Source organism: Clostridium yunnanense (genome assembly GCF_016595795.1).
Lineage (GTDB): Bacteria > Bacillota > Clostridia > Clostridiales > Clostridiaceae > Clostridium_AR > Clostridium_AR yunnanense.
Map to the genome: position 1 here is coordinate 1 of NZ_JAENHN010000041.1, position 21584 is coordinate 21584.

18 protein-coding genes are annotated in these 21584 nt (G+C 30.9%); 11 read left to right on the forward strand and 7 right to left on the reverse strand.

Features of this window, described 5'->3' with window-relative positions; all coding sequences use genetic code 11:
- Positions 1–149 precede the first annotated feature (149 nt).
- Positions 150–1739 (reverse strand): ABC-F family ATP-binding cassette domain-containing protein, encoded by a 1590-nt coding sequence (locus tag JHL18_RS14430; protein WP_200270391.1) that lies wholly within the window; start codon positions 1737–1739, stop codon positions 150–152.
- A gap of 281 nt (positions 1740–2020) precedes the next feature.
- Positions 2021–3091 carry an NAD(P)H-dependent flavin oxidoreductase gene (locus JHL18_RS14435; protein WP_200270393.1) on the reverse strand — a complete coding sequence of 357 codons (1071 nt, stop codon included), beginning with the start codon at positions 3089–3091 and terminating at the stop codon, positions 2021–2023.
- Positions 3092–3364: 273 nt separating this feature from the next.
- Here JHL18_RS14435 and JHL18_RS14440 point away from each other — a divergent pair, with 273 nt between their 5' ends.
- The 3 genes from JHL18_RS14440 (at position 3365) to gltA (ending at position 6823) form a co-directional block, all read left to right on the forward strand.
- Positions 3365–4387, forward strand: a complete 1023-nt coding sequence (locus tag JHL18_RS14440) for an AI-2E family transporter (RefSeq protein WP_200270395.1) — start codon at positions 3365–3367, stop codon at positions 4385–4387.
- Positions 4388–4554: 167 nt separating this feature from the next.
- A complete protein-coding gene (locus JHL18_RS14445; RefSeq protein ID WP_200270397.1) occupies positions 4555–5448 on the forward strand; it encodes a sulfide/dihydroorotate dehydrogenase-like FAD/NAD-binding protein in 894 nt (297 codons plus the stop codon).
- Positions 5441–6823: an NADPH-dependent glutamate synthase gene (gene gltA, locus JHL18_RS14450; protein WP_200270399.1), complete on the forward strand. Its 1383-nt coding sequence runs from the start codon at positions 5441–5443 to the stop codon at positions 6821–6823. The genes JHL18_RS14445 and gltA overlap by 8 nt, the downstream gene beginning before the upstream one ends.
- Positions 6824–7016: 193 nt before the next feature.
- Here the strand turns inward: gltA and JHL18_RS14455 are convergent, their stop codons facing one another.
- A complete protein-coding gene (locus tag JHL18_RS14455) occupies positions 7017–9035 on the reverse strand; it encodes a Na+/H+ antiporter (protein WP_200270401.1) in 2019 nt (672 codons plus the stop codon).
- 521 nt (positions 9036–9556) lie between these two features.
- On the opposite strand from JHL18_RS14455, the gene JHL18_RS14460 reads away from it, so the two are divergent.
- Entirely contained in the window at positions 9557–9931 is a 375-nt protein-coding gene (locus JHL18_RS14460; RefSeq protein WP_200270403.1) for a hypothetical protein, read from the forward strand.
- An 86-nt stretch (positions 9932–10017) separates the two neighbouring features.
- On the forward strand, positions 10018–10782 hold the full coding sequence (gene aroD / locus JHL18_RS14465; protein WP_200270405.1) for a type I 3-dehydroquinate dehydratase: 765 nt from the start codon (positions 10018–10020) through the stop codon (positions 10780–10782).
- Between the two features lie 127 nt (positions 10783–10909).
- Here aroD and JHL18_RS14470 read toward each other — a convergent pair whose 3' ends face one another.
- Positions 10910–11398: a hypothetical protein gene (locus JHL18_RS14470; RefSeq protein WP_200270407.1), complete on the reverse strand. Its 489-nt coding sequence runs from the start codon at positions 11396–11398 to the stop codon at positions 10910–10912.
- A gap of 251 nt (positions 11399–11649) precedes the next feature.
- The gene (locus JHL18_RS14475; protein ID WP_200270409.1) at positions 11650–12183 is read right to left on the reverse strand and encodes a hypothetical protein; all 534 of its coding nucleotides are present in this window, start codon (positions 12181–12183) and stop codon (positions 11650–11652) included.
- 383 nt (positions 12184–12566) lie between these two features.
- Between JHL18_RS14475 and JHL18_RS14480 the strand changes: the two genes are divergently transcribed.
- The 6 genes from JHL18_RS14480 to JHL18_RS14505 all read left to right on the forward strand — a co-directional run bounded on the left by JHL18_RS14480 (position 12567) and on the right by JHL18_RS14505 (position 18508).
- Positions 12567–12887, forward strand: a complete 321-nt coding sequence (locus JHL18_RS14480) for a hypothetical protein (RefSeq protein WP_200270411.1) — start codon at positions 12567–12569, stop codon at positions 12885–12887.
- Positions 12888–13026: 139 nt separating this feature from the next.
- Entirely contained in the window at positions 13027–13701 is a 675-nt protein-coding gene (locus JHL18_RS14485; RefSeq protein WP_200270413.1) for a response regulator transcription factor, read from the forward strand.
- Positions 13698–14708: a sensor histidine kinase gene (locus JHL18_RS14490; RefSeq protein WP_200270415.1), complete on the forward strand. Its 1011-nt coding sequence runs from the start codon at positions 13698–13700 to the stop codon at positions 14706–14708. The genes JHL18_RS14485 and JHL18_RS14490 overlap by 4 nt, the downstream gene beginning before the upstream one ends.
- Positions 14709–14915: 207 nt before the next feature.
- On the forward strand, positions 14916–15686 hold the full coding sequence (locus JHL18_RS14495; protein ID WP_200270417.1) for an ABC transporter ATP-binding protein: 771 nt from the start codon (positions 14916–14918) through the stop codon (positions 15684–15686).
- Positions 15673–17583 (forward strand): FtsX-like permease family protein, encoded by a 1911-nt coding sequence (locus JHL18_RS14500; RefSeq protein WP_200270418.1) that lies wholly within the window; start codon positions 15673–15675, stop codon positions 17581–17583. Before JHL18_RS14495 ends, JHL18_RS14500 begins: the two co-directional genes overlap by 14 nt.
- A 163-nt stretch (positions 17584–17746) precedes the next feature.
- Positions 17747–18508 carry an exodeoxyribonuclease III gene (locus JHL18_RS14505; protein WP_200270420.1) on the forward strand — a complete coding sequence of 254 codons (762 nt, stop codon included), beginning with the start codon at positions 17747–17749 and terminating at the stop codon, positions 18506–18508.
- Positions 18509–18685: 177 nt separating this feature from the next.
- On the opposite strand, the gene JHL18_RS14510 is transcribed toward JHL18_RS14505, so the two are convergent.
- Entirely contained in the window at positions 18686–20530 is a 1845-nt protein-coding gene (locus JHL18_RS14510) for a multicopper oxidase domain-containing protein (protein WP_200270422.1), read from the reverse strand.
- Positions 20531–20863: 333 nt separating this feature from the next.
- On the reverse strand, positions 20864–21574 hold the full coding sequence (gene ric, locus JHL18_RS14515; protein WP_200270424.1) for an iron-sulfur cluster repair di-iron protein: 711 nt from the start codon (positions 21572–21574) through the stop codon (positions 20864–20866).
- Positions 21575–21584: the final 10 nt, after the last annotated feature.

Below are 21584 nucleotides of genomic sequence, written 5' to 3' on the forward strand. Positions count from 1 at the left end.
CTTTTTAATCATTTGAATCACCCACATAAATTTAATAATTTAAGTATAACATAAAAGACCTAGAAAATTGTCTCCTGACAATTTTCTAGGTCTAATTTGCTAAAAGGGACTTTTTCAGTGCCCTCCAATTAAGACTACAGCTTTTACTATTAGTTCATACCTTTGAATTCTAGATATTCATCGTATGTAGATTTTCTATCAACAACTGTTTCAGAAGTTAATTCGATAACTCTGTTTGCAATAGTTTGAACGAATTGATGGTCGTGACAAGCGAATAGAAGTACGCTCTTAAAGTCTATAAGACCATTATTTACAGCTGTTATTGATTCAAGATCTAAATGGTTTGTTGGTTGATCAAGAATCAATACATTAGCTGAGCTAAGCATCATTCTAGATAACATACAACGAACTTTTTCTCCTCCGGAAAGTACACTAGCTTCTTTTAAAGCTTCTTCTCCAGAGAAAAGCATTCTACCTAAGAAACCTCTTAAGTAACTTTCAGATTTTTCATCTGAGTATTGTCTTAACCAATCAACTAAGCTAAGGTTGCAGTTATTGAAGTACTCAGTGTTATCCTTAGGGAAATAAGCTTGAGAAGTAGTTATACCCCATTTGTAGCTACCGTTATCTGGTTCCATTTCTCCAGTAAGAATCTTAAATAAAGTAGTTACAGCTATTTCATCTCCAACGAAGGCTATCTTATCTTCTCTTCCAACCATGAAGCTTACATTATCAAGAACTTTAACACCATCGATAGTCTTAGTGATTCCATCTACTGTAAGAACATCATTTCCAACTTCTCTTTCAGGTTTGAAGCCAACAAATGGATATCTTCTGCTTGATGGTTGGATATCATCTAATGTTATCTTATCTAAAAGTTTCTTTCTTGAAGTAGCTTGTTTAGATTTTGAAGCATTAGCACTAAATCTTGCGATAAAGTTTTGAAGATCTTTAATTTTTTCTTCCTTCTTCTTGTTCTGATCCTTTGACATTGCAAGAGCTAATTGGCTTGATTCATACCAGAAATCATAGTTACCAACATAAAGCTTAATCTTTCCAAAGTCAACATCACAGATATTAGTACATACCATGTTTAAGAAATGTCTATCATGGGATACTACTATTACTGTACCTTCAAAATCAGCTAAGAAGTTTTCAAGCCAGTTAATTGATTTTATATCAAGGTGGTTTGTAGGTTCGTCAAGTATTAGTACGCCAGGCTTACCAAATAAAGCTTGAGCAAGTAAAACCTTTATCTTGTCTCCACTAGTTAGTTCTCCAACATTTCTATAATGAAGATCAGTTCCAATTCCTAAACCTTGAAGTAAAGAAGAAGCTTCTGATTCTGCTTCCCAACCATTCATGTCAGCAAATTCACCTTCAAGTTCTGAAGCTTTGATACCATCTTCATCACTAAAGTTTTCTTTAGCATAAAGAGCATCCTTTTCCTTCATTATCTCATAAAGTCTTTCATTACCTCTGATTACAGTTTCTAAAACTTGTGAATCATCAAATTGATAGTGATCCTGTTTTAACACAGAAACTCTCACGTTTGGTGCAACTATAACTTCTCCAGTATTTGGTTCAACTTCTCCTGATAAAATTTTAAGGAATGTTGATTTACCAGCACCATTTGCTCCTATAACACCATAACAGTTTCCAGGAGTGAACTTTAGAGTTACATCCTCAAATAGTTTACGGCCGCCATATCTTAAGCCTACATTAACAACGTTTATCATTTACACTTTCCTTTCTGTTTAATGACCAATTTTTATAACATTTAAAAGCATCTTATAAATAATATAAGGACTGCCTGTTATTACAAAGTAATTTCAATAATAATCTTAAACATAGAATAATTTTTATATGAATTAAACCGTGTGGAAATCTGACAAAGATAGATTCTACATGATTTATCACACAATTCAAGATTATATCATAAAAATATAGGTTTAGTATATATATTACTTTGGAAAAAAAGTAAGCTACCTCATATTGAGATAGCTATATAGGTCTTAATTTAAGCATAACTTTCAGCTTCAGTAACAAGTTCATCCATTAATTCCCTAACGGATACAATTTTATCTATTCTATGAGCGTTGCTTCCACAGAATATTAAAGCATCATCTAAATTGCCTTCAACTGCATTGATAAGAGCTTTTGTTATACAATATGGGGTAGTAGCAGGGTTACATTTTGTTATACACTTATAACATTTAGTAACCTTTATATTACCTTCTTTTGTTTTTGAAACAAAAGGATTTGTGATAGCACGACCAGGCATTCCTACTGGACTTTTAACTATTGATATGTCCTCTAGAGTAGAGTTTACATAAGCCATTTTAAAGTTTATATGTGCATCACATTCTTCTGTAGCTACAAATCTTGTTGCCATCTGCACACCACTAACTCCTAAAGCTAGCATTTTAGCTATATCTGTGCCAGTATATACACCACCAGCAGCGATAAGAGGTATAGATTTGTTATATTTTTCTTCATATATCTTAATAACATTTAATATCTTAGTTAATTCATCCTCAACAGAGTAGTCTGGGTTATTTAAGTCGTCAAGTTTAAAACCTAAATGACCTCCAGCTGCAGGACCTTCGTAAACGACAGCATCCGGAGCTACTTTATAGTTTCTATCCCAAAGCTTCATTATTACATTAGCAGCTTTGTCAGAAGAAATAATTGGCGCTATTTTAACATTAGAACCTTTACAAAGTTCAGGAAGATGTGTAGGTAGACCGGCACCAGAAATTATTATTTGTGCTCCAGCTTCAATTGATGTCTTTACAATTTCATCGTAATTATTTGAAGCACACATTATATTTACACCTATAATTCCGTCTTTGGCCTTGCTTAAGGCGGTTTTAATATGATTTTTTAATGCTCTTAAATTTGCCTCTAATGGAGATTTCTCAAAATCAGGTTCCTTAAAACCTATTTGAGCAGCTGATATTATTCCAATACCTCCGCAAGATGCTACAGCAGATGCCAAGTTTGATAAAGAAACTCCAACACCCATTCCGCCCTGTATTATTGGAACCTTTGCAATTAAATCACCAATTTTTAGTGGTTTTAGTTTCATAAAATATCCCTCTCTCGAATAAAAAAAATATTTTGATAGTCAAAGTATTTATATTATAGTATAGTAATGTATGTAGAGATTAATGTCAACTATTGATTAGTACACCAATTCGAAGATTACTTATCTAAATTAAAAATCATTCACGATAAATTGTAAAATTAAGCTTAAATTAATAAATTATTAAGGAATAAAACTTGCCATATAAGATTTTTTGTAAGAAAATAAAATTAAACTATAAAAATTAAGCAAGAAGTAATTCTGAGGAGAGTCTTGATGGAAACTATTTTAGAATTTTTTAAGAACAGAGGATTTAAAAGAATAGCTATTTTAGCTGTGATATCTGTAATAGCATATTTTTTAAGAGAATTTGCAAACATATTTCTTATTACATTTATACTGGCTTACCTTATGTATAGAATGCAAAGTTCTATAAATAGAAGAATTAGTAAGTTTGTTAAGGTAGATAGAAGAATAACCATAGCTGTATTATACATATTACTAGTAGCAATTGTTGTTTTTGGTATTAGTAGATATTTACCGGTAATTGTTTATCAGGTAGTACAGATTGTAAAGCAGGCAGTTGCCTTTTATATGGCGCCACATGATAACGCTATATTGGATTCAATAATTGAACATACAAAGAAGTTTGAAATAGGTGGATCTGTAAATCAATGGGGAGATGCCTTAATAAGATATGTTGCAGATATAAGTAAATGGGGATTTAATATATTTGTTTCCCTAATACTAAGCTTATTTTTCTTATTGGAGCAAAATAAAATAATGCAATTCACAAGGAAATTTAAGTACAGCAAACTTTCAAGTTTTTATATAGAGTTAGAGTATTTTTGTCAAAAGTTTATTAGATCGTTTGGGAAAGTAATAGAAGTACAGATACTAATTGCCATAATAAACGGAGGATTATCTGTCATTGCTTTAAGTTTTATAGGAATTCCAGATGTATTAGGACTTGGAATAATGATATTCGTTTTAGGTCTTATACCTGTTGCAGGAGTCTTCATATCCTTAGTTCCTCTTTCGCTTACTGCATATGCATCAGGTGGCCCAACTAAGGTTATTTATGTAATCATCATAATAGCAGTACTTCATGCTTTGGAGGGATATGTATTAAATCCAAAGCTAATGTCATCAAAGACGGAACTTCCGGTTTTTTATACATTTATAATACTTATCATTTCTGAGCACTTTTTTGGTGTTTGGGGACTTATAATAGGAATACCGGTGTTTATCTTTATACTTGACTTAATTGAAATTGACGACAAAGATAATTTAAAATGATGAAGTATAGGTTAGGTTATTGATTAAGGAAATATAGTTATTAAGGATGGATAATTTTAAATCTAATAGTATTTTTAAAACTCTGCTGAATTTTGAGCAGAGTCTTTAAAAATATAAGCTAAAAATATAAAATTATCTATCAATGATACAAGTAAGGGGAGAAATATATGTATAACATAGTAAAGATAGAAAACTTATGTAAGAATTTGTTTACAATGCAGATTAGTGCGCCAAGAATAGCTAAATCAGCAAGAGCTGGTCAGTTTGTGATGCTTAGAATAGATGAAAAGGGAGAAAGACTTCCTTTCTCAATATGTGGTATTGATAAAGAAAATGGAGTTATAACAATAGTATTTAGATTGGTAGGAGATTCAACTAAGGAGTTAGCTTTATTAAAGTCAGGAGATAAACTTCTTGATTTTGCAGGACCATATGGACAACCATCTCGCTTGCTAAATGAAGATAGACAAATTTTAAAAGATAAAAAAATATTGTTTGTTGCTGAAGACTCAGCTGCTACAAGAATTTACACAGAAGCTAAATATCTTAATGATTTAGGTATTGGATTTAAAGTAGCGCTAAACTTTAAGGATAAAAATAGTTTAGTATACATAGAAAAGCTGGAAGAAACAACAAAGGATATCATAATATCAACTTTAGATGGTTCAGCAGGCATAAAAGGCACTACAATGGATGTGGTAAATAAAATAATAGAAGAAGATAAATATGATTTAGTTATTACAATGGGATCTATTGATATGATGGAAGCTGTTTGCAATCTAACAAAGAGCAAAGACATTGAAACTATAGTGAGTTTAACAACTTTAATGTTAGATGGTACTGGTATGTGCGGAGCTTGTAGAGTGACCGTTGGTGGAAAAGTTATGTTTGCTTGCCAGGATGGACCTGAATTTGATGGCCATAAAATCAATTTTGAAGAGGTAAGAAGTAGACAGAACATCTATAATTCATACGTAGCTAAATCAGAATTCAGAGAACTATATGGTAAAGAACATAAAATTCAAGAAGAGACTGCATTTGGGGTGAGTGATAATGATTAAGTTAGAAAGAGTTCCAGTAAGAGAGCAGGAAGTAAAAATAAGAGTAACTAATTTTAATGAAGTAAATTTAGGTTACGATGAAGATGAAGCTGTAAGAGAAGCAGAAAGATGCCTTCAATGTAAGGTTCCTAAATGCGTAGCTAAATGCCCTGTTAATAATAAGATTCCAAGTTTTATCAAGTCAATAAAAGAAAGAAATTTTAAAGAAGCAGCAGATATTATAGCAACAGCAAACTCACTTCCATCAGTTTGTGGTAGAGTGTGTCCACACGAACTTCAATGTGAAGGTGGATGTGTAATGGGAATCAAAGGACAGTCTGTAGCCATAGGTAGACTAGAAAGATTCGTTGGAGACTGGAGCATAAGGAATGGAATAGAGTTTGAAAAGCCTGAAGTAGTACTAGACAAAAAGGTTGCAGTTATTGGAAGTGGTCCAGCAGGACTTGCTTGTGCCGGGGACTTAGCAAAGGCAGGATACCAAGTAACAATATTTGAAGCTCTTCATGAATTTGGAGGAGTATTAGCATGGGGGATTCCTGAGTTTATACTTCCTAAGGAAACAGTTGTTAATAACGAAATTGAAAAGCTTAAAAAACTTGGTGTTAAGTTTGAAAAGAATGTTATGATTGGTAAGACAATAACTATTGACGAACTACTAGAAGAGGAAGGTTTTGAAGCTGTATTCATAGGAAGCGGAGCGGCAATGCCAAGCTTCATGGGTATTCCAGGTGAAGCCTTAAATGGAGTGGTTTCAGCTAATGAATTCTTAACAAAAAACAATCTTATGAGAGATTATAAAGAAGACTATAAAACGCCTCTTATAGTTGGTAAAAAAGTGGTAGTTGTTGGCGGTGGTAATGTTGCAATGGATGCAGTAAGAACTCTTCTTAGAGTTGGTGCAGAGGCGCATATGGTTTATAGAAGATCTGAGGCAGAGCTTCCAGCTAGAAAAGAAGAGATAGAGTATGCAAAAGAAGAAGGTGTTCATTTTCACCTATTAACAAACCCAACTGAAATAGTAGCAGATGAAAATAAGTGGGTAAGTGGAGTAAGATGCATAAAGATGGAACTAGGTGAACCAGATCAATCTGGAAGAAGAAGCCCTGTTCCAGTGGATGGTTCGGAGTTTATTTTAGATGCAGATATGGTTATAATGGCAATAGGAACTAAAGCAGGTTCATTAATCGGCGATACTACTGAAGGATTAGAAACTAATAGATGGAATCTAGTTGTTATTGATGAAGAGACAGGAAGAACTTCAAGACAATTTGTATATGCTGGTGGAGATGCTGTAACTGGTCCTGCAACAGTAATAAAAGCAATGGGGGCTGGCAGAAAAGCAGCCAAGGCTATAATCGAAGATTTACAAAAGTAGAGAAAAAACAAAGTGATAAATTAAAGTACCCGTCAAAGGTTATGGATGATAACCTTTGATGGGTACTTTTTAATACGAGAAAGATATAAAAGTTTCAAGTAAGCCAAACTTTGATATTTCAATAGTTCTATAAGGTTTTTATATGTTTTCGTATGAGTGATACCTTAAGTTAACAATATTAATTTAATGTGACTTAAAAACTTTGCTCTTCTATCGCAGTGGCTTCCATATAGTTTATAAAATTCCTTAGTTTCAGTGCAGTTTCACGATTTATCTCATTATTTTGCAGGAGCGATTGTACCTGATCTCTTTCCGCCTGCAAGGCTTTTAGATGAAGTTTGCTTCTTTGTTTATTGACATTATTAATATCTTCGCCAAAGGTGAAGGTAGTTAATCTTCTTATGATATCATTATAGTGCTCAATAACTGCAAAAGAAGCTTTTTTATTTGTATCATTAATTTGCTCCTTTATAGCATAGATTGCTGCCTTTGAGGTTAATACTTTAATCTTCTTTACATCCTTTATGTTGATCGGATTAACATTTAGCTGCTTTTTCAAAAACTTAGCGATAAAGTTTTTGATTGAGTCCATCCTATTTAAAGTTTCTATGATTGGTGGTTTAGACAAACAGTTTTCTACTTTAGTTAAAGAATCGTCAATCTTTTCATAAGTAGCTGGAGGAATTTTGTTATCAGCTAATAACCTTCTAACCTCTTTACGTTCAGCTCTTATGCCCAAAAGAAAAATATCTTTTTCTATTTTTCTATCTTCTATAGTGAGCTTTAGATTTTCTATATTTATAGGATTATCATTTTTGATTTTTTCACATACGCTTATTAACGAAGAAGCTGCAAGTTTATTTTCTTTATTTGTTTCATCATTGATTAGTCTAATGGCAGCATTCATAACGCTTTTAAGGGCTTCTTGATTTACTTTTGATGAATTTTTATCAGCTTCAACGTTTTCGGTTTTTACTAGCAGTGGTAGAACAAAACTTGCTATACATATAGTAAATAGTATTACTCCAGCAGATATAAATATAATGATATCTCGCTGAGGAAAATATTGTCCATTTTCTAAGTAAAATGGAATAGAGAAGGCACCAGCAAGTGTTATAGCACCACGGACTCCAGCTAAAGAAGTAAGTAAAGAATTTAAAAATCTCTTTGGATTTTCTTCTGAATTTTCATCTACACTCCATTTTTCATTCCATAAACTATAAACCCATATAAATCTTAACAATATTAAAACTATTGAAATAACGACTATATACATAAGGACTTTAAAATTGCTTATGGTATCATCTCTAAAAATAACGGACATTACATCAGGAATCTGTAGACCAAGAATTAAAAATACAAGCCCATTTATTATAAAAATAAGCACTGACCAAGTACTTCGAGATACAAATTTTAGCTTTGAAATAATTGGTTCAGAATAATCTGATTGCAAAGAATAAACGATTCCTCCAGATACTACGGCAAGGATTCCAGACAATCCAAGTTCTTCTGAAACTAAATATATTACAAAAGGAGATATAATTTGCATAAGTACGTGGAAAGTAGCATCTTCTAGGCCTAATCTTCTGATATATGCAGTAAGTCTCGCAATTGCTAGAGAAAGAATAGCACCTACTAAAGATCCGCCAACTGCTATTACAAAAAAACTTAAAGTAGCATTAGTAAAGGAAAAGACTCCAGTAACTGTAGCGGCAATAGCAAACTTGAAAGCAACCAATCCAGAAGCGTCATTAGTAAGAGCTTCACCTTCTAGTAGCGTCATTATTTTTTCTGGTAGATGAATTCTTTCTGATAATGAACTTACGGCTACGGCATCTGTTGGTGACAAAATAGCAGCTAAAGCAAAAGCAGCAGATAAAGGAATATCGGGTATCATAAAGTGAATTATGTAGCCAACTATAAGCACTGTAGCTAAAACTAAGCCAAAGGACATTAAGAATACGGGGCTTTTTATCTTCCAAAGGTCTTCTCTAGAAGTCATTTTCCCGTCATTATATAGTAATGGTGCAATAAATAATACCATAAATAATTCTGGTTCTAAAGGCATGTGTATGCCGATTGGTAGTATCCCCAAAATGATTCCAAAAGAAATTTGTATAAGAGGAACTGGTATAAATGGGATAAGTCTGCTTAAAATATTTGATATTACAATGCTTAAAAGCAAAATTAACACAATGATAAAGATCTCCATAAGTATTCTCACTTTCTTTATATAAATGCTTACTCAATTCTATTATTTTATCCTTTAATTTAAAGTCTATTTACATAATAATATATTAGGTCTATTTCTTATTAATGTATAGGAAAGTATACAATTTTTATATAGTATAAACATATAGATTTAAATGCTTTTACAAGATTTTTATTGATATATAGTAAAAAGATAAGATTCATTCGACTGTCAGATTTTTCTCATCTATATAAGAAGTGCAAATATCTGAAAAAGTCGCTGAATAAGTTCACTTTAGCGACCTTTTTATTAAGAATACTAAAATGTATAGTTTTCATAATCGTAAAAGATAATAAATTTGATTTGGGTTAATTTTAATACAGTATTTATAAAAAAACAAGTGAAAATATGGAGGAAGAAATATGGAGAGAGTAATATCACTAATTTCAGCATTAAGTATAGCTTTTAGCATATCTACGAATAGCATATCGGAATATAAACAGCCATGAATAATAGATGCCTTTATTTTAGCTTATGATGAGATGTATAAAGGAGATAGTGGGTTAAGTAGCAAGAAATATATAATTCTATATATGGAATCACTTTACTTTATTGATACAACTTATGAAGAAAGAGAAAAAGCAATACAATACTTTACTAAGAAATATAATAAAACAGTATTGAATGCTTCCTTGTTTAAGCTTCAACAAATTGGCTTAGCGAATAACATGGGCTCTCTTAAGATAGATGGAAACTTGTTAATGTTCACTAGCATTGAACCAGATGGTGATGGAGGAACTGTGGTAAAAGGATATAACTGGGTCAGTCCTGTAGGAGCAAGTGAGTTTAGGATTATCTTAAAAATTATTGATGGACAGTGGAAGGCTGTAGAAAGTAAGTTACTTGGTGTTGCATAGTGTGCATACTTATATTTTATGTTAATATGAGTTATAGAAAAATTTTAATTGGGAAAATAGTTCTAGAACATAATTAGGAGGAAGCTATGAATACAGTTAAGATTAAGAATATAATATTGGGTGATGGAATACCAAAGATATGCGTACCTATAGTAGGAAAAACTAAAGAAGAAATAATAGCAGAAGCATTAAGTTTTAGAGAGTTTCATGTAGATGTTGTAGAATGGCGTGTTGATTGGTTTGAAGATGTTTTTGATATTGAAAAAGTTATAGATGTTCTAAAAGACTTAGTTTGTGCTTTAAATAATATACCTCTTCTATTCACTTTTCGCACATCTAAAGAAGGTGGAGAAAAAGCAATTGATGTAAGAACATATGCTGAATTAAATAAAGCAGTTGTGTCTACAGGCTTAGTTGATTTAGTAGATGTTGAGGCTTTTACAGGAGATGAGGTAGTTAAAGATATAATTGAAAATTCTCATGCATCAGGAATTAAGGTTGTTGGATCAAATCATGATTTTGAAAAAACTCCATCAAAGGATGATATAATTTGTCGTTTAAGAAAGATGCAAGATTTGGGAGCTGATATCCCTAAGATAGCTGTTATGCCTAAATCAAAGTTAGATGTATTAGAATTACTTGAAGCTACAGTAATAATGTCAGAAAAGTATGCTGATAGACCTATAATTACAATGTCCATGGCTGAAACTGGTGTTATAAGTAGACTTACTGGAGAAATATTTGGATCTGCTTTAACTTTCGGTTCCGTTAAGAAGGCTTCGGCTCCTGGACAAGTAGAGGTAGAAGATTTGTATGAATTATTGCAATTACTTCATAAAAACATAAACTAGTATGTTGTGTATAGAGCTTCTAATCCAGCATATTTCCTACAATAAAAATAGATTGCGGTTCGAAGTAGTGCATCTATAGATGACTGCATACTAAATATAAAAGTGGCTTAGAGAAATCTCTAAGCCACTATTTATAAAAATAAATTATGTATGTTAATACTATGATTACAGATATTATAACAGATATTTTATACTGACTAGGCTTAGTGTATTTTTTGTACAATAGTAATCCTATGCAGCTATTAAAGAAACCAACAATTAACAATATAATCTCATTCAACCCCACATAACCTATTATAGAGTCTCTTCTTAATATACTTAACAAAAATAGTACTATAAATGATGTATATAGCCTTTTAATAAAATCCTCTATTTCGTCCTTTTCATTACCGCTAAGTTTTCCATCTATACAAAGGATGTCATTTTTATAAATAGTAGTAATAATTTTATCATATGTGTTATCTTTTTTAAAAATTATTACTCCTATTCCTATATAAATGATAGCAATTATGATTGCTGTTATTTTTAAATTAATAATTACTCCTAGAACTAAGTCAATAAATAGCATAACATGCAACAATCCTAATATCTCTAATACACCATAGAAATTTTTCATTTTCATAGCCCCTTAACTATTCCGCTAGTTGGATTTGTTACTAGTATATTCCAGTTGTTAAGTCTTAGCAATTACTTTTCATAAGATTATTAATTAATTTTTTATTAATCTGTATCTAACCTCAAAAAGTATTTGTATTGAAATTTTTATATCAACTTTATATAAAATAGACATGACTTCCTCAATCTTTGATGGCAGTAGCTATCTGTACTAATACAAAAGGTATTCTATCATATAACAAATAGAGCAATTTAAATGACTTTGTTAACGCACCAGGTATCACCATCTTTAATAATTGAAAGTGTATTTTCTGTTGTATTGAATGGGCCAGAAGAAGTTGACCAAAAAAATTTTAATTTAACCATATATTCAGTATCACTTATTTTGTTTTTAGATATAACTTCATATCTATCAAGCCATGGGCTTGATACACCATAGATCCAGTAGGTATCTTTTGGATTACCTAAATTTTCAATAATTTTTGTTTTTAATTCCTTACAAGCCACTGAGTAGTGGTATACTCCATTTCTTGTTTTTTCAGTCTTAGTCCAAATACTTATTACCTGTTCTGGAGAAGTGGCTCCAAATTCATCAAGAGCTTGTTTAAAAAGATAAACTTGAGCCTTTGTTTGTTCGTGAGTAATCAAAGTATCTTTTATGGAAGAAAGTTGTTCTTTATCAATATAAGTGAACACATTTTCTTTAAGGTCCATTTTGGAATAAGGTAAATTAGTTAATAGTGTAGATATTAATATAGTAGTAATAATCTTAGGTATAGCAAACATAATATTTAATCTCCTTTTCTAATTAATACATCTATGTGCAGTGTAGCTTCGTTGTAAAGATTTTTACATAATTATAATTTCAACTTATGATAGTAATTTATTCATCAATATAAGGGATAAAGGGATTTGTTAAAAAGTTGAGAGTAAGATAATATTTTTATTGACATGGAGTCGCATCCAGGTTTTATAGTTAGTTTAATAGATATAACTTAAAAAATATTTTTTATGGAGGAGAATATGGATATTGGAGAATTTTCAAAAATTACAGCCATATCAATTGATACATTAAGGCATCTCCTGACAACAATTTAATTTCAACAATATTTAAAACATATCCTGAAAATAAAGAAATGATTTAACAAATAATTAAAGAAGGTGTTTGTATGAATATTATATTTGTTGTAATAACTCTGCTCTATGGATTGTTGAGCATAATTGCTGGAATAGTTGGTCTCAAACAAAAGAAAAGTTCAACGTTGGCTACAGTAATGATGATAGTTGGTGGAGCGTTTTTAATTATGTCAGTACTATTTACAAAAAACAATTCGATTTTATCAGGAATAACTCTGTTAGTTGGACTAGTTCTTAATCATATATCTGCACTACTTAGTGGAATCAAGATCCATGGAAAAGTGAATGTAGGGCATCATCTTATAAGGCTTATAATATCAATTGGTGTTGTAATTTTATATTTATTACAATAATGGTATAATTTTTATAGTGGTGTGCAATTTTTTAGTCAGTTGTTATTTTGTGTACGCTGGAAAATCATTATATGCTAGAATTTTAGAACAAGTATGAATTGATTTTTTGTATAGAAGAACCTAAGTGTAAGGAGAAATTATGTATAAGATAATGATAGTAGAAGATGAAGAAAAGATAAGAGAGATAATTACAGCTTCTCTTAAGAAATGGGGATTTGACGTTTGTTGTGTTGAAGACTTTAGTAATGTAGTTGGAGAGTTTGCAAGTTATTCGCCAAGTCTTGTACTAATGGATATAAACCTACCAGTATTTGATGGGTTTCATTGGTGCAATCAAATAAGAAATATATCAAAGGTGCCAGTATTGTTTTTATCTTCAAGAAATACCAACATGGATATAGTCATGGCTGTAAATATGGGTGGAGATGATTATATAACTAAGCCTTTTTCTATGGAGGTACTGATAGCCAAGATAAATGCTGTTTTAAGACGAACTTATTCTTACTCTGATGCTTCAATTGATGTAATAAATTATAATGGTGTATTGCTTTCACTCAAAGACAATACCTTACACTATGAAAGTAAAAGTGTGGAGCTCACAAAAAATGAGTTTAAGATACTCTATGTACTTATGAAAAATCATGAAAGAATAGTAAGTAGAGAGAAAATCATGCAGGAACTATGGGAAGATGAGAGTTTTATAGATGATAATACTTTAACAGTAAACATAAATAGGTTAAGAAGGAAGTTAAATGAGATTGGGTTAGAGGAGTATATAAAAACAGTGAAGAATCAGGGGTATATGGTAAAATGAGTTTTTTCAGATATTTAAAAGAGAGTTTAAGGTTTTTAGTTTTTTACGTAATTCTTTTGTCTTTTATCTTACTTTCTATATATGTTGACAGAAGTAACAAAGTATTGACTTCGAATTTAGTCTATATGATTACTGTATCGATTGTAATGTTAATGTTTTTCATTTTATACGACTATACTGTTAAAAATAAAAATGTAAAAAATTTAAAGGAAGCACAGAAGTCAGAAGACAAGACACCGATATTTACTGAAGCTTTTGAATATAAGGACGAAATCTATCAGCTAATTATTTCTGATTTATATAATGAGTATGTAGAATCTTTGAGAAACATAGAAGATAGTTTTTCTGAGAATAGTGAATTTATAATAAGTTGGGTACATGAAATTAAAACTCCAATAACTACTGCTAAGCTTATATTAGATACAATGAACTTTCAAGAGCAGCAAACAGTAATATCATTAAAGGAAGAACTTGCTAAGATAGATGATCATGTTGAGAAGGTTCTATATTACTCAAGAAGTAATGATTTTTCAAAGGATTATGTTATAAGCGAAACTATTATAAATAACGTGGTTAAGGAAAGTGTGAAAAAACATTCTATTATTTTTATAAGAAAGCATATTAGTTTTTTAAATAAAATTGATGATAAATTAACAGCGGATACAGATAAAAAATGGTTGGCATTTATAATAGATCAGATTGTATCAAATGCTCTTAAATATACCAAAGAGGGAGGGAAGATAAGTTTTTATACCACTAAAAATTACAATGAAATAGTTCTTACTATAGAGGATAACGGTATAGGAATAAGTAGAGAAGATATAGATAGAATATTTTCCAAATCTTTTACTGGTAATAACGGTAGGGACAATAATATTAAAGCTACGGGTATGGGATTATATCTCGCTAAAAAACTTTCTACAAAGCTAGGGCATAGATTAACGGTAGAATCTGAATATGGAAAAGGGACAAAGTTTCATATTTACTTTCCTTTGTACGGTGATTAATGAAGTGGTTTATCCATATTACAAAATTGTAAGCTTGAAAAGCAAAATGTAAGCCAAAGAAATGGCAGTACATTTTGTTTTTTTATATACTTTTAATATAAGATAAAGCAAAAACAACAAGCTAAAAGCTTAAGTTTTTTGAATTATTTTAATCATAGTATCAATGTGCTTATAGTGCACCTATGAAATAAATTTGGAGGTATTAATATGGAAGTATTAAATATAAAAAACTTAAAAAAGGTATATGGATCAAAATTTGGGTCAGTGAAATACACAGCTTTAGATAATATAGATCTGAAGATAAATGAAGGGGAGTTTGTAGGGATAATGGGACCATCAGGTTCTGGTAAAACTACCTTTTTGAATGTAATATCAACTATAGATAAGCCTACTTCAGGAAGTGTCTATATTGATGGTAATGATGTGACAAAACTTAAAGAGCCAAATTTATCGAAATTTAGAAGAGAGAAACTTGGATTTATATTTCAAGACTTTAATCTTTTAGACAACATGACCCTTAAGGAAAATATAGTATTGCCTTTGGCTTTATCAAAAACTTCTTACTCAACTATAGAAAAAAGGCTTACTGATATTACAAATAAACTAGGGATAAGTGAAGTGCTAAATAAACATCCTTATGAAGTCTCAGGCGGGCAGAAACAAAGAGCAGCGGCTGCAAGGGCTATGATCTCTAATCCATCCTTAATACTAGGAGATGAGCCTACAGGAGCGCTTGATTCTAAATCTTCTAAGGAACTGCTAGGGGCTTTGAATAATCTAAATGAAAATAATAACGCTACAATACTTATGGTAACTCATGATGTTTTTGCCGCATCATACTGCAAGAGAGTTATATTTATTAAGGATGGTAAGTTATTTAATGAGATATATAAGGGGGATACTACAAGAAAAGACTTTTATCAAAGAATTTTAAAGATACTTTCTGTCATAGGAGGTGATACTGATGACATTGGTTAGTATTACAACAAGAAATATAAAAAAGAATTTTAAAAATTATTGGTCATATTTTTTAAGTTTATCCTTTAGCATATTTTCAGTCTATCTTTTTATGTCTATTTTATATAGTACTTATATTCAAGACGAACTTGGAGAAATGAAGAAATTTATAACTTTATTTAATGTTGGCGCAGTTATGATTGTGATGTTTTCAGCATTTTTTATATGGTATTCTAATTCGTTTTTTATAAAGTCAAGGAAAAAAGAGTTTGCTACCTATATGCTTCTAGGAATGTCTAAAAATCAAGTTGCAAAGGTTAATTTTTATGAGAATACCTTTATTACTGGAATTGCATTGATTACTGGAATAATATTAGGAGTAATTTTTAGTAAGTTTTTCATAATGATTCTTTTTTTTATGGTTAAAATATCATCAGCTGTGCCTTTTCAGTGGAATTTAAGAGCTATAAAGATGACCTTAAAGATATTTGTAGCAATATATATTATTATTTCAATCCATGGTTCAATTATTGTAAGGAATAGCAATCTTATAGATTTATTCAATGCATCAAAAAGAGTTGAGAGAGGATTGAAAGTATCAGCAATAACATTTTTACTTACCATTGTATCAGTTGTTTGTATGTATTTTGGTTATAGTATTGCTATCCAAGAGTTAGGCAGCAATCTACTTAAGGCTCCAATAGTTGTTGCACTAGTAGTAATAGGTACGGTACTTCTATTTACATCTACTACATCATTTTTAATATATATAAATAAGAAAAATGAAAAGAGCCTTTTTAAAGGTACTAAGCTTATATCAACTTCACAACTATATTTTAGGTATAGGGGAAATGTTGGAACTCTCAGTATAATTGCTATAAGTACTACTGTTGCTCTTTGTGCCTTGGTTACTTGTGTGGGTTCTTATACAAAAACTGAAGAAAACTCAAGATATATGAGACCCTTTTCGGTAGAATATTTTAAAACAAAAGATGAAAATGTGATATTTGATAAAGTACTAGCTAATCATAAAGAGATATCAGTTAAATATTCTGATGAACTCGAATTGCTTATAGTAAATGCAGAGGATCCTATTAATAATAGAAATGCTGACTTTTATGTTATTAGACAAAGTGATTTTAATAAGATAAATGAACACCAAAAGGTCGATAGAAAAGCAGAGTTAAATTATGAAGAGGATTGCTACTTCATACAAATGCAAAGCTTTGCCGCTAATAAAAGTGCATTAAATAAAATTGTTAATATAAATTTAAAAGATAAAAATTATAGTTTAAAGGTAGTACAAACAGATATAAAACCTTTCATAGCGCTTGATCATTTTAACCAAACTTTTGTAGTTAAAGACAACATCTATGATTCGATGAAATTAAGCTCTGAAAAATCAAGGGTTATGAAGATAAAAGGGTATATTCTAGATAATGATTTCAAAGCAGAAAGTTTTCTAAGTGACTTAGGAAAGAATTTTTATAAGGAAAGTGGACTCGTAACCTTCTATGAACATTACACAGATGGTCTAAAGTTATTAGGTATGATGGCTTTTATAGGACTATTTATAGGGGCATTATTTATAACAGCCACAGGAAGCATAATATATTTTAAGATGCAGATGGAAGCAAGAGAAGACAAGGAGAAGTTTATTACCTTAAGTAAAATAGGCGTAAGTAATAGTGAAATAAAAAGTGCAGTTGCAAAAGAATTAGGACTACTTTTTGGAGCACCATTTATGGTTGCGGTGATTAACTCATTACCAGCAACTATTGCACTTGGAAAAATGCTTTCTTTAAAACTTATGAATAGTTTTATTGTAATAGCTTCGGTGTATGGACTTATCTACTGTGTGTATTACTTTGTGACCTTAAACTCTTATACTAAGATTGTTGTTAATAATAATGCTTAAAACTCTTTAAGAAAGAGATTAGTTAAATCAATAAAAATGGGAAGTCAAAGCTATATTAATTATTAGAATTTGATTATTGGACATTGAATTAGGGAATAAAGTATAATATTATATAAATAATAATTATTATTGTTTGTATTTTATTCCTTAAGGAGATGATTTTTTGAAGATATATTCATGGAATGTTAATGGGCTTAGAGCCATTATGAAAAAGGATTTTTTAAACTTTTTAGGAACTGATTCACCAGATATACTATGTATACAGGAGACTAAGCTTCAAGAAGCAACTTTGGATGATGCAGCTAGAAATATAAATGGATATCATTCATATTTTTCTTTTGCTGAGAAAAAAGGATATAGTGGAGTAGCTACATATTCTAAAGTTGAACCTATAAGTGTAAGTCATGGTATAGGAATTGAAGAATTCGATAGTGAAGGAAGAATTTTAATAACAGAGTTTGAAGGATTTACTCTATTTAATATATACTTTCCAAATGGACAGAGTAGTGAGGAAAGATTAGATTATAAGATGAGATTCTATGATGCTTTACTTGAATATTGTAATGAGAGAGTAAAGGAAGGGAAAAAGCTTATAATCTGTGGTGATTATAACACTGCACATACGCCAATGGATATTAAGAATGCAAAGTCAAATGAGAAGACTTCGGGCTTCTTACCAATGGAAAGAGAGTGGATGGATAAGTTTATTGCTAACGGATATACAGATACCTTTAGACATTTTAATCCGGAAACTATAAAATACTCATGGTGGAGCTATATGTTTAAATCAAGAGAGAGAAATACCGGATGGAGAATAGACTACCACTTTGTATCTAATAATCTTTTAGAAGAAGTTGTGGGAGCTGATATTCTGAACGAAGTATTTGGTTCAGATCACTGCCCTGTATCAATAGAGTTAAAATAATTAGCTGGTGTATAAATATGTAAAAGCCTACTATAGAAAATCTGTAAAGATAATCTTAAGGAGGCTTTTCTAAAAGGGTTATTTTGAAGATATTGCCTGATGAATTTTTAAGGATATTGTTTAAATTAGAATGGTAACCATTTAATTACAATGAAGTATTTTAACACCGCCGATATCTTAAACTGGGTATAGGTTATAAGGTGGAATTACTTCTCTTACCTTTGTTGAAGAAGTCCAAAGCAATGCAATAGCCCCTTTTGAGTTTCCAACGTATTTAATTTCAATTTCATATTGCTTTTCTCCTTCAAAATCAATTGTTTCAAAATCTACTGGCAGAGAATAATAATCTTTCACTTTAAGAATTTCGTTTCCATTTAGTTTTACTGTGCCATCTCCTATGCAAACTAACTGTAGTTTGTATCTTTGAGAAATAGGAAGTTTCAACTTTCCAGTCCATCTCACAGAGAAGGTTTCACCCAAATCTTGTGGTTTATCAGTTTTCCAGTTAAAGCTAATAACTTCATCCAATCTTTTTAACCTGAGATCAGTAAAGTTTTTGTTTGCATAATAGCTTCCCATTAAACCACCAAATTCGGGAGCATCTACTTGTATATAGGTTAATTGGCCACCTGGGTAGGTACCGTTATTAGTAACTTTATAGTCGTCATGATTATGCATTGGGTAGAATTGAGGGAAGAAGTTACTATTTAGACTTTCTTCTGGTTCATCGCAGATATCTATATAATTTGTTGTATTAATATTTAATACATTTACAGGTTGTGTAGGGATTTCTGCGATAAGAGAAGGATCGTAGGCTTTAAGTTCATCAATTTGCCTACAAACAGAAGGTATACAATCTTGACCGTTTACTATATATTTTCTGTATATAGGACTCTTATTTTCAGCATTTATCATAAGATCATAGGTTTCACCAGAACCAATTGTGCAGGTAAAGCCCATTTCAGTTATAGGATGTCCCATATTACCCATGCTACTTGACATATGATTCATCTCTAAGAATGGGCTTATATGTGAATCCTTACCTATAACTCTAAAGTGCCATCCGTGTACATGCCAAGGTATTACCTGGTAACCTATATTTATCATTCTGAGTAAAAAGTCTTCCCCTGTTTTTACATGTACATAGGACTCATAATTAAGTTGAGACAGATCTTTATCACTGCCTACTGGTGGTGTTTGAGGGTGAGGAAGCAAGGAGTAAGGGAAAGGTCTTCCGTTTACAAGCCAAAAATTAGGTTTATAGTCTACAGGATTAAAATCAGTACCATTTAATATACTATCGTGCCAGGTCTGATCGATGTCTGACAGTAACATTATATACTCTTTGTTGAAAAAAGAATGGATGTTGTTATAAGCGAAATTTCTATTTGTAGCAGAGCGAGGTATATTAGGAACAACTTCTCCGTTATTAAGCCATCTTCCGCACTTATCCTTTTTTATCCCATTTTCTGCGAGACTCTTATAAGATGGATATATTATTAATGCACCATACATTCCCATTTGTACATGTTCTGAGGCTTCTTGATGACAATGATACATTAGAGTACCTGGATGTTCTGGATAGAAGTAATAGGTTAGAGTTTCAGGTTTGTTGCTACCAGTATACTCCCACATAGGAACTGCAAAGGACAGCTCAGGAAAACCATCTAACTGAGTAGCTACATGAGCCCCGTGCATATGAACTGTATGAGGGTCCATTATATTAACATACTTCATACCAAGATTAATAAGGGTAATATAAATCTTATCTCCAACCTCTCCCCATATAATTGGAGATGGAAGATAAGCGCTTCCTTTTAATCCGTACAGATAGTTTAAGTTTTTGGGGGTTTCCCAGTTAAGATTTTCATCTACTACTTTGTCATCAACCTTATATAAACCTCCAACAAATCCATATATTAGAACCTCGATTTCTGTTGCAGGATCAGGAGGGAGTTCTGAAGATGTAGGTAATTTGGTTTTTCCATCAGTAGCTAGCAAAACATAATGTCTTACAGCCATAGTTATCATCCTTTCATATACAATATACTTTGGTTAAAATTGTACATCAATACATTGTATGTAATAATATGTCATATGTTAAAGTTATGACAGCTGTAAATAAAATATAGGATGACAATTAAAGGCTATAAATGAAAATAAGCCGCTTCATATTAAAATAATGAAGTGGCTTATTTTGCAGAGGGGTAGAGATCAATATGTTTATATATATATTAACATCGTCTCTAAATTGATTTATATAAATTTAGAGAGTAATGATAATTGTATTTATGGATGTATAATCTCATAATAAAATTTATATTTTCATATTAAAGTAGTACATCTTTATAGTTATTATTTTTCAGATGAAACTAGTGAAAATAATACACTGTTCTCCAGATGTATATGAGTGAATAGATCCTTTTCAAGAGCTTCTATCTGAGCATATACAAGTCTGAACGTAGTACAAGTATCTTTTGGGGCAGAGAAATCATTTGTGAGTTCTCTTATTTCCTTAAGTAAGTCGCCAGCAGCATCATGTTCAGACTCAGTTTCTTTTATAAATTCAGATACTTTCGCAAGAGTAATATCAGATTTATCGTTAGAATACTTTTCTATTAAAGGAAATAGCACTTCTTCTTCTTTTATTAGGTGCTCTTCTAATTCTATTTTTAAAAGCCCGAATAGCTTGTGTAATTTTAATAAAAGTTCTTGATGATGAGAAAAGTGAGCCTTCAAGATTTTCATCATAAGTAAATCGATATTAGGTAATTCTTTTTTTGTATAAGCATGGTGAGTTCTTACTATATGATTTATGATATTGATTGGTGATTCTTTTCTCCAATCAATATATTCATTATTAGACTGTACAAATACCTCGTAAGCTTCATTAAGTTCCTTTAAAATACCAGCTACATTCAGATTTTTTTCAATCAAAGCAGATTCTAAGTTATCATGTCCACCACAACAATAATCTATCTTATATTTATTAAATATTTCACTTGCTAAAGGAAAGTTAGAAACGATTTGACCTAAAGTATCTTTTTTATCTATTTTGTTTATCATAATATACCTC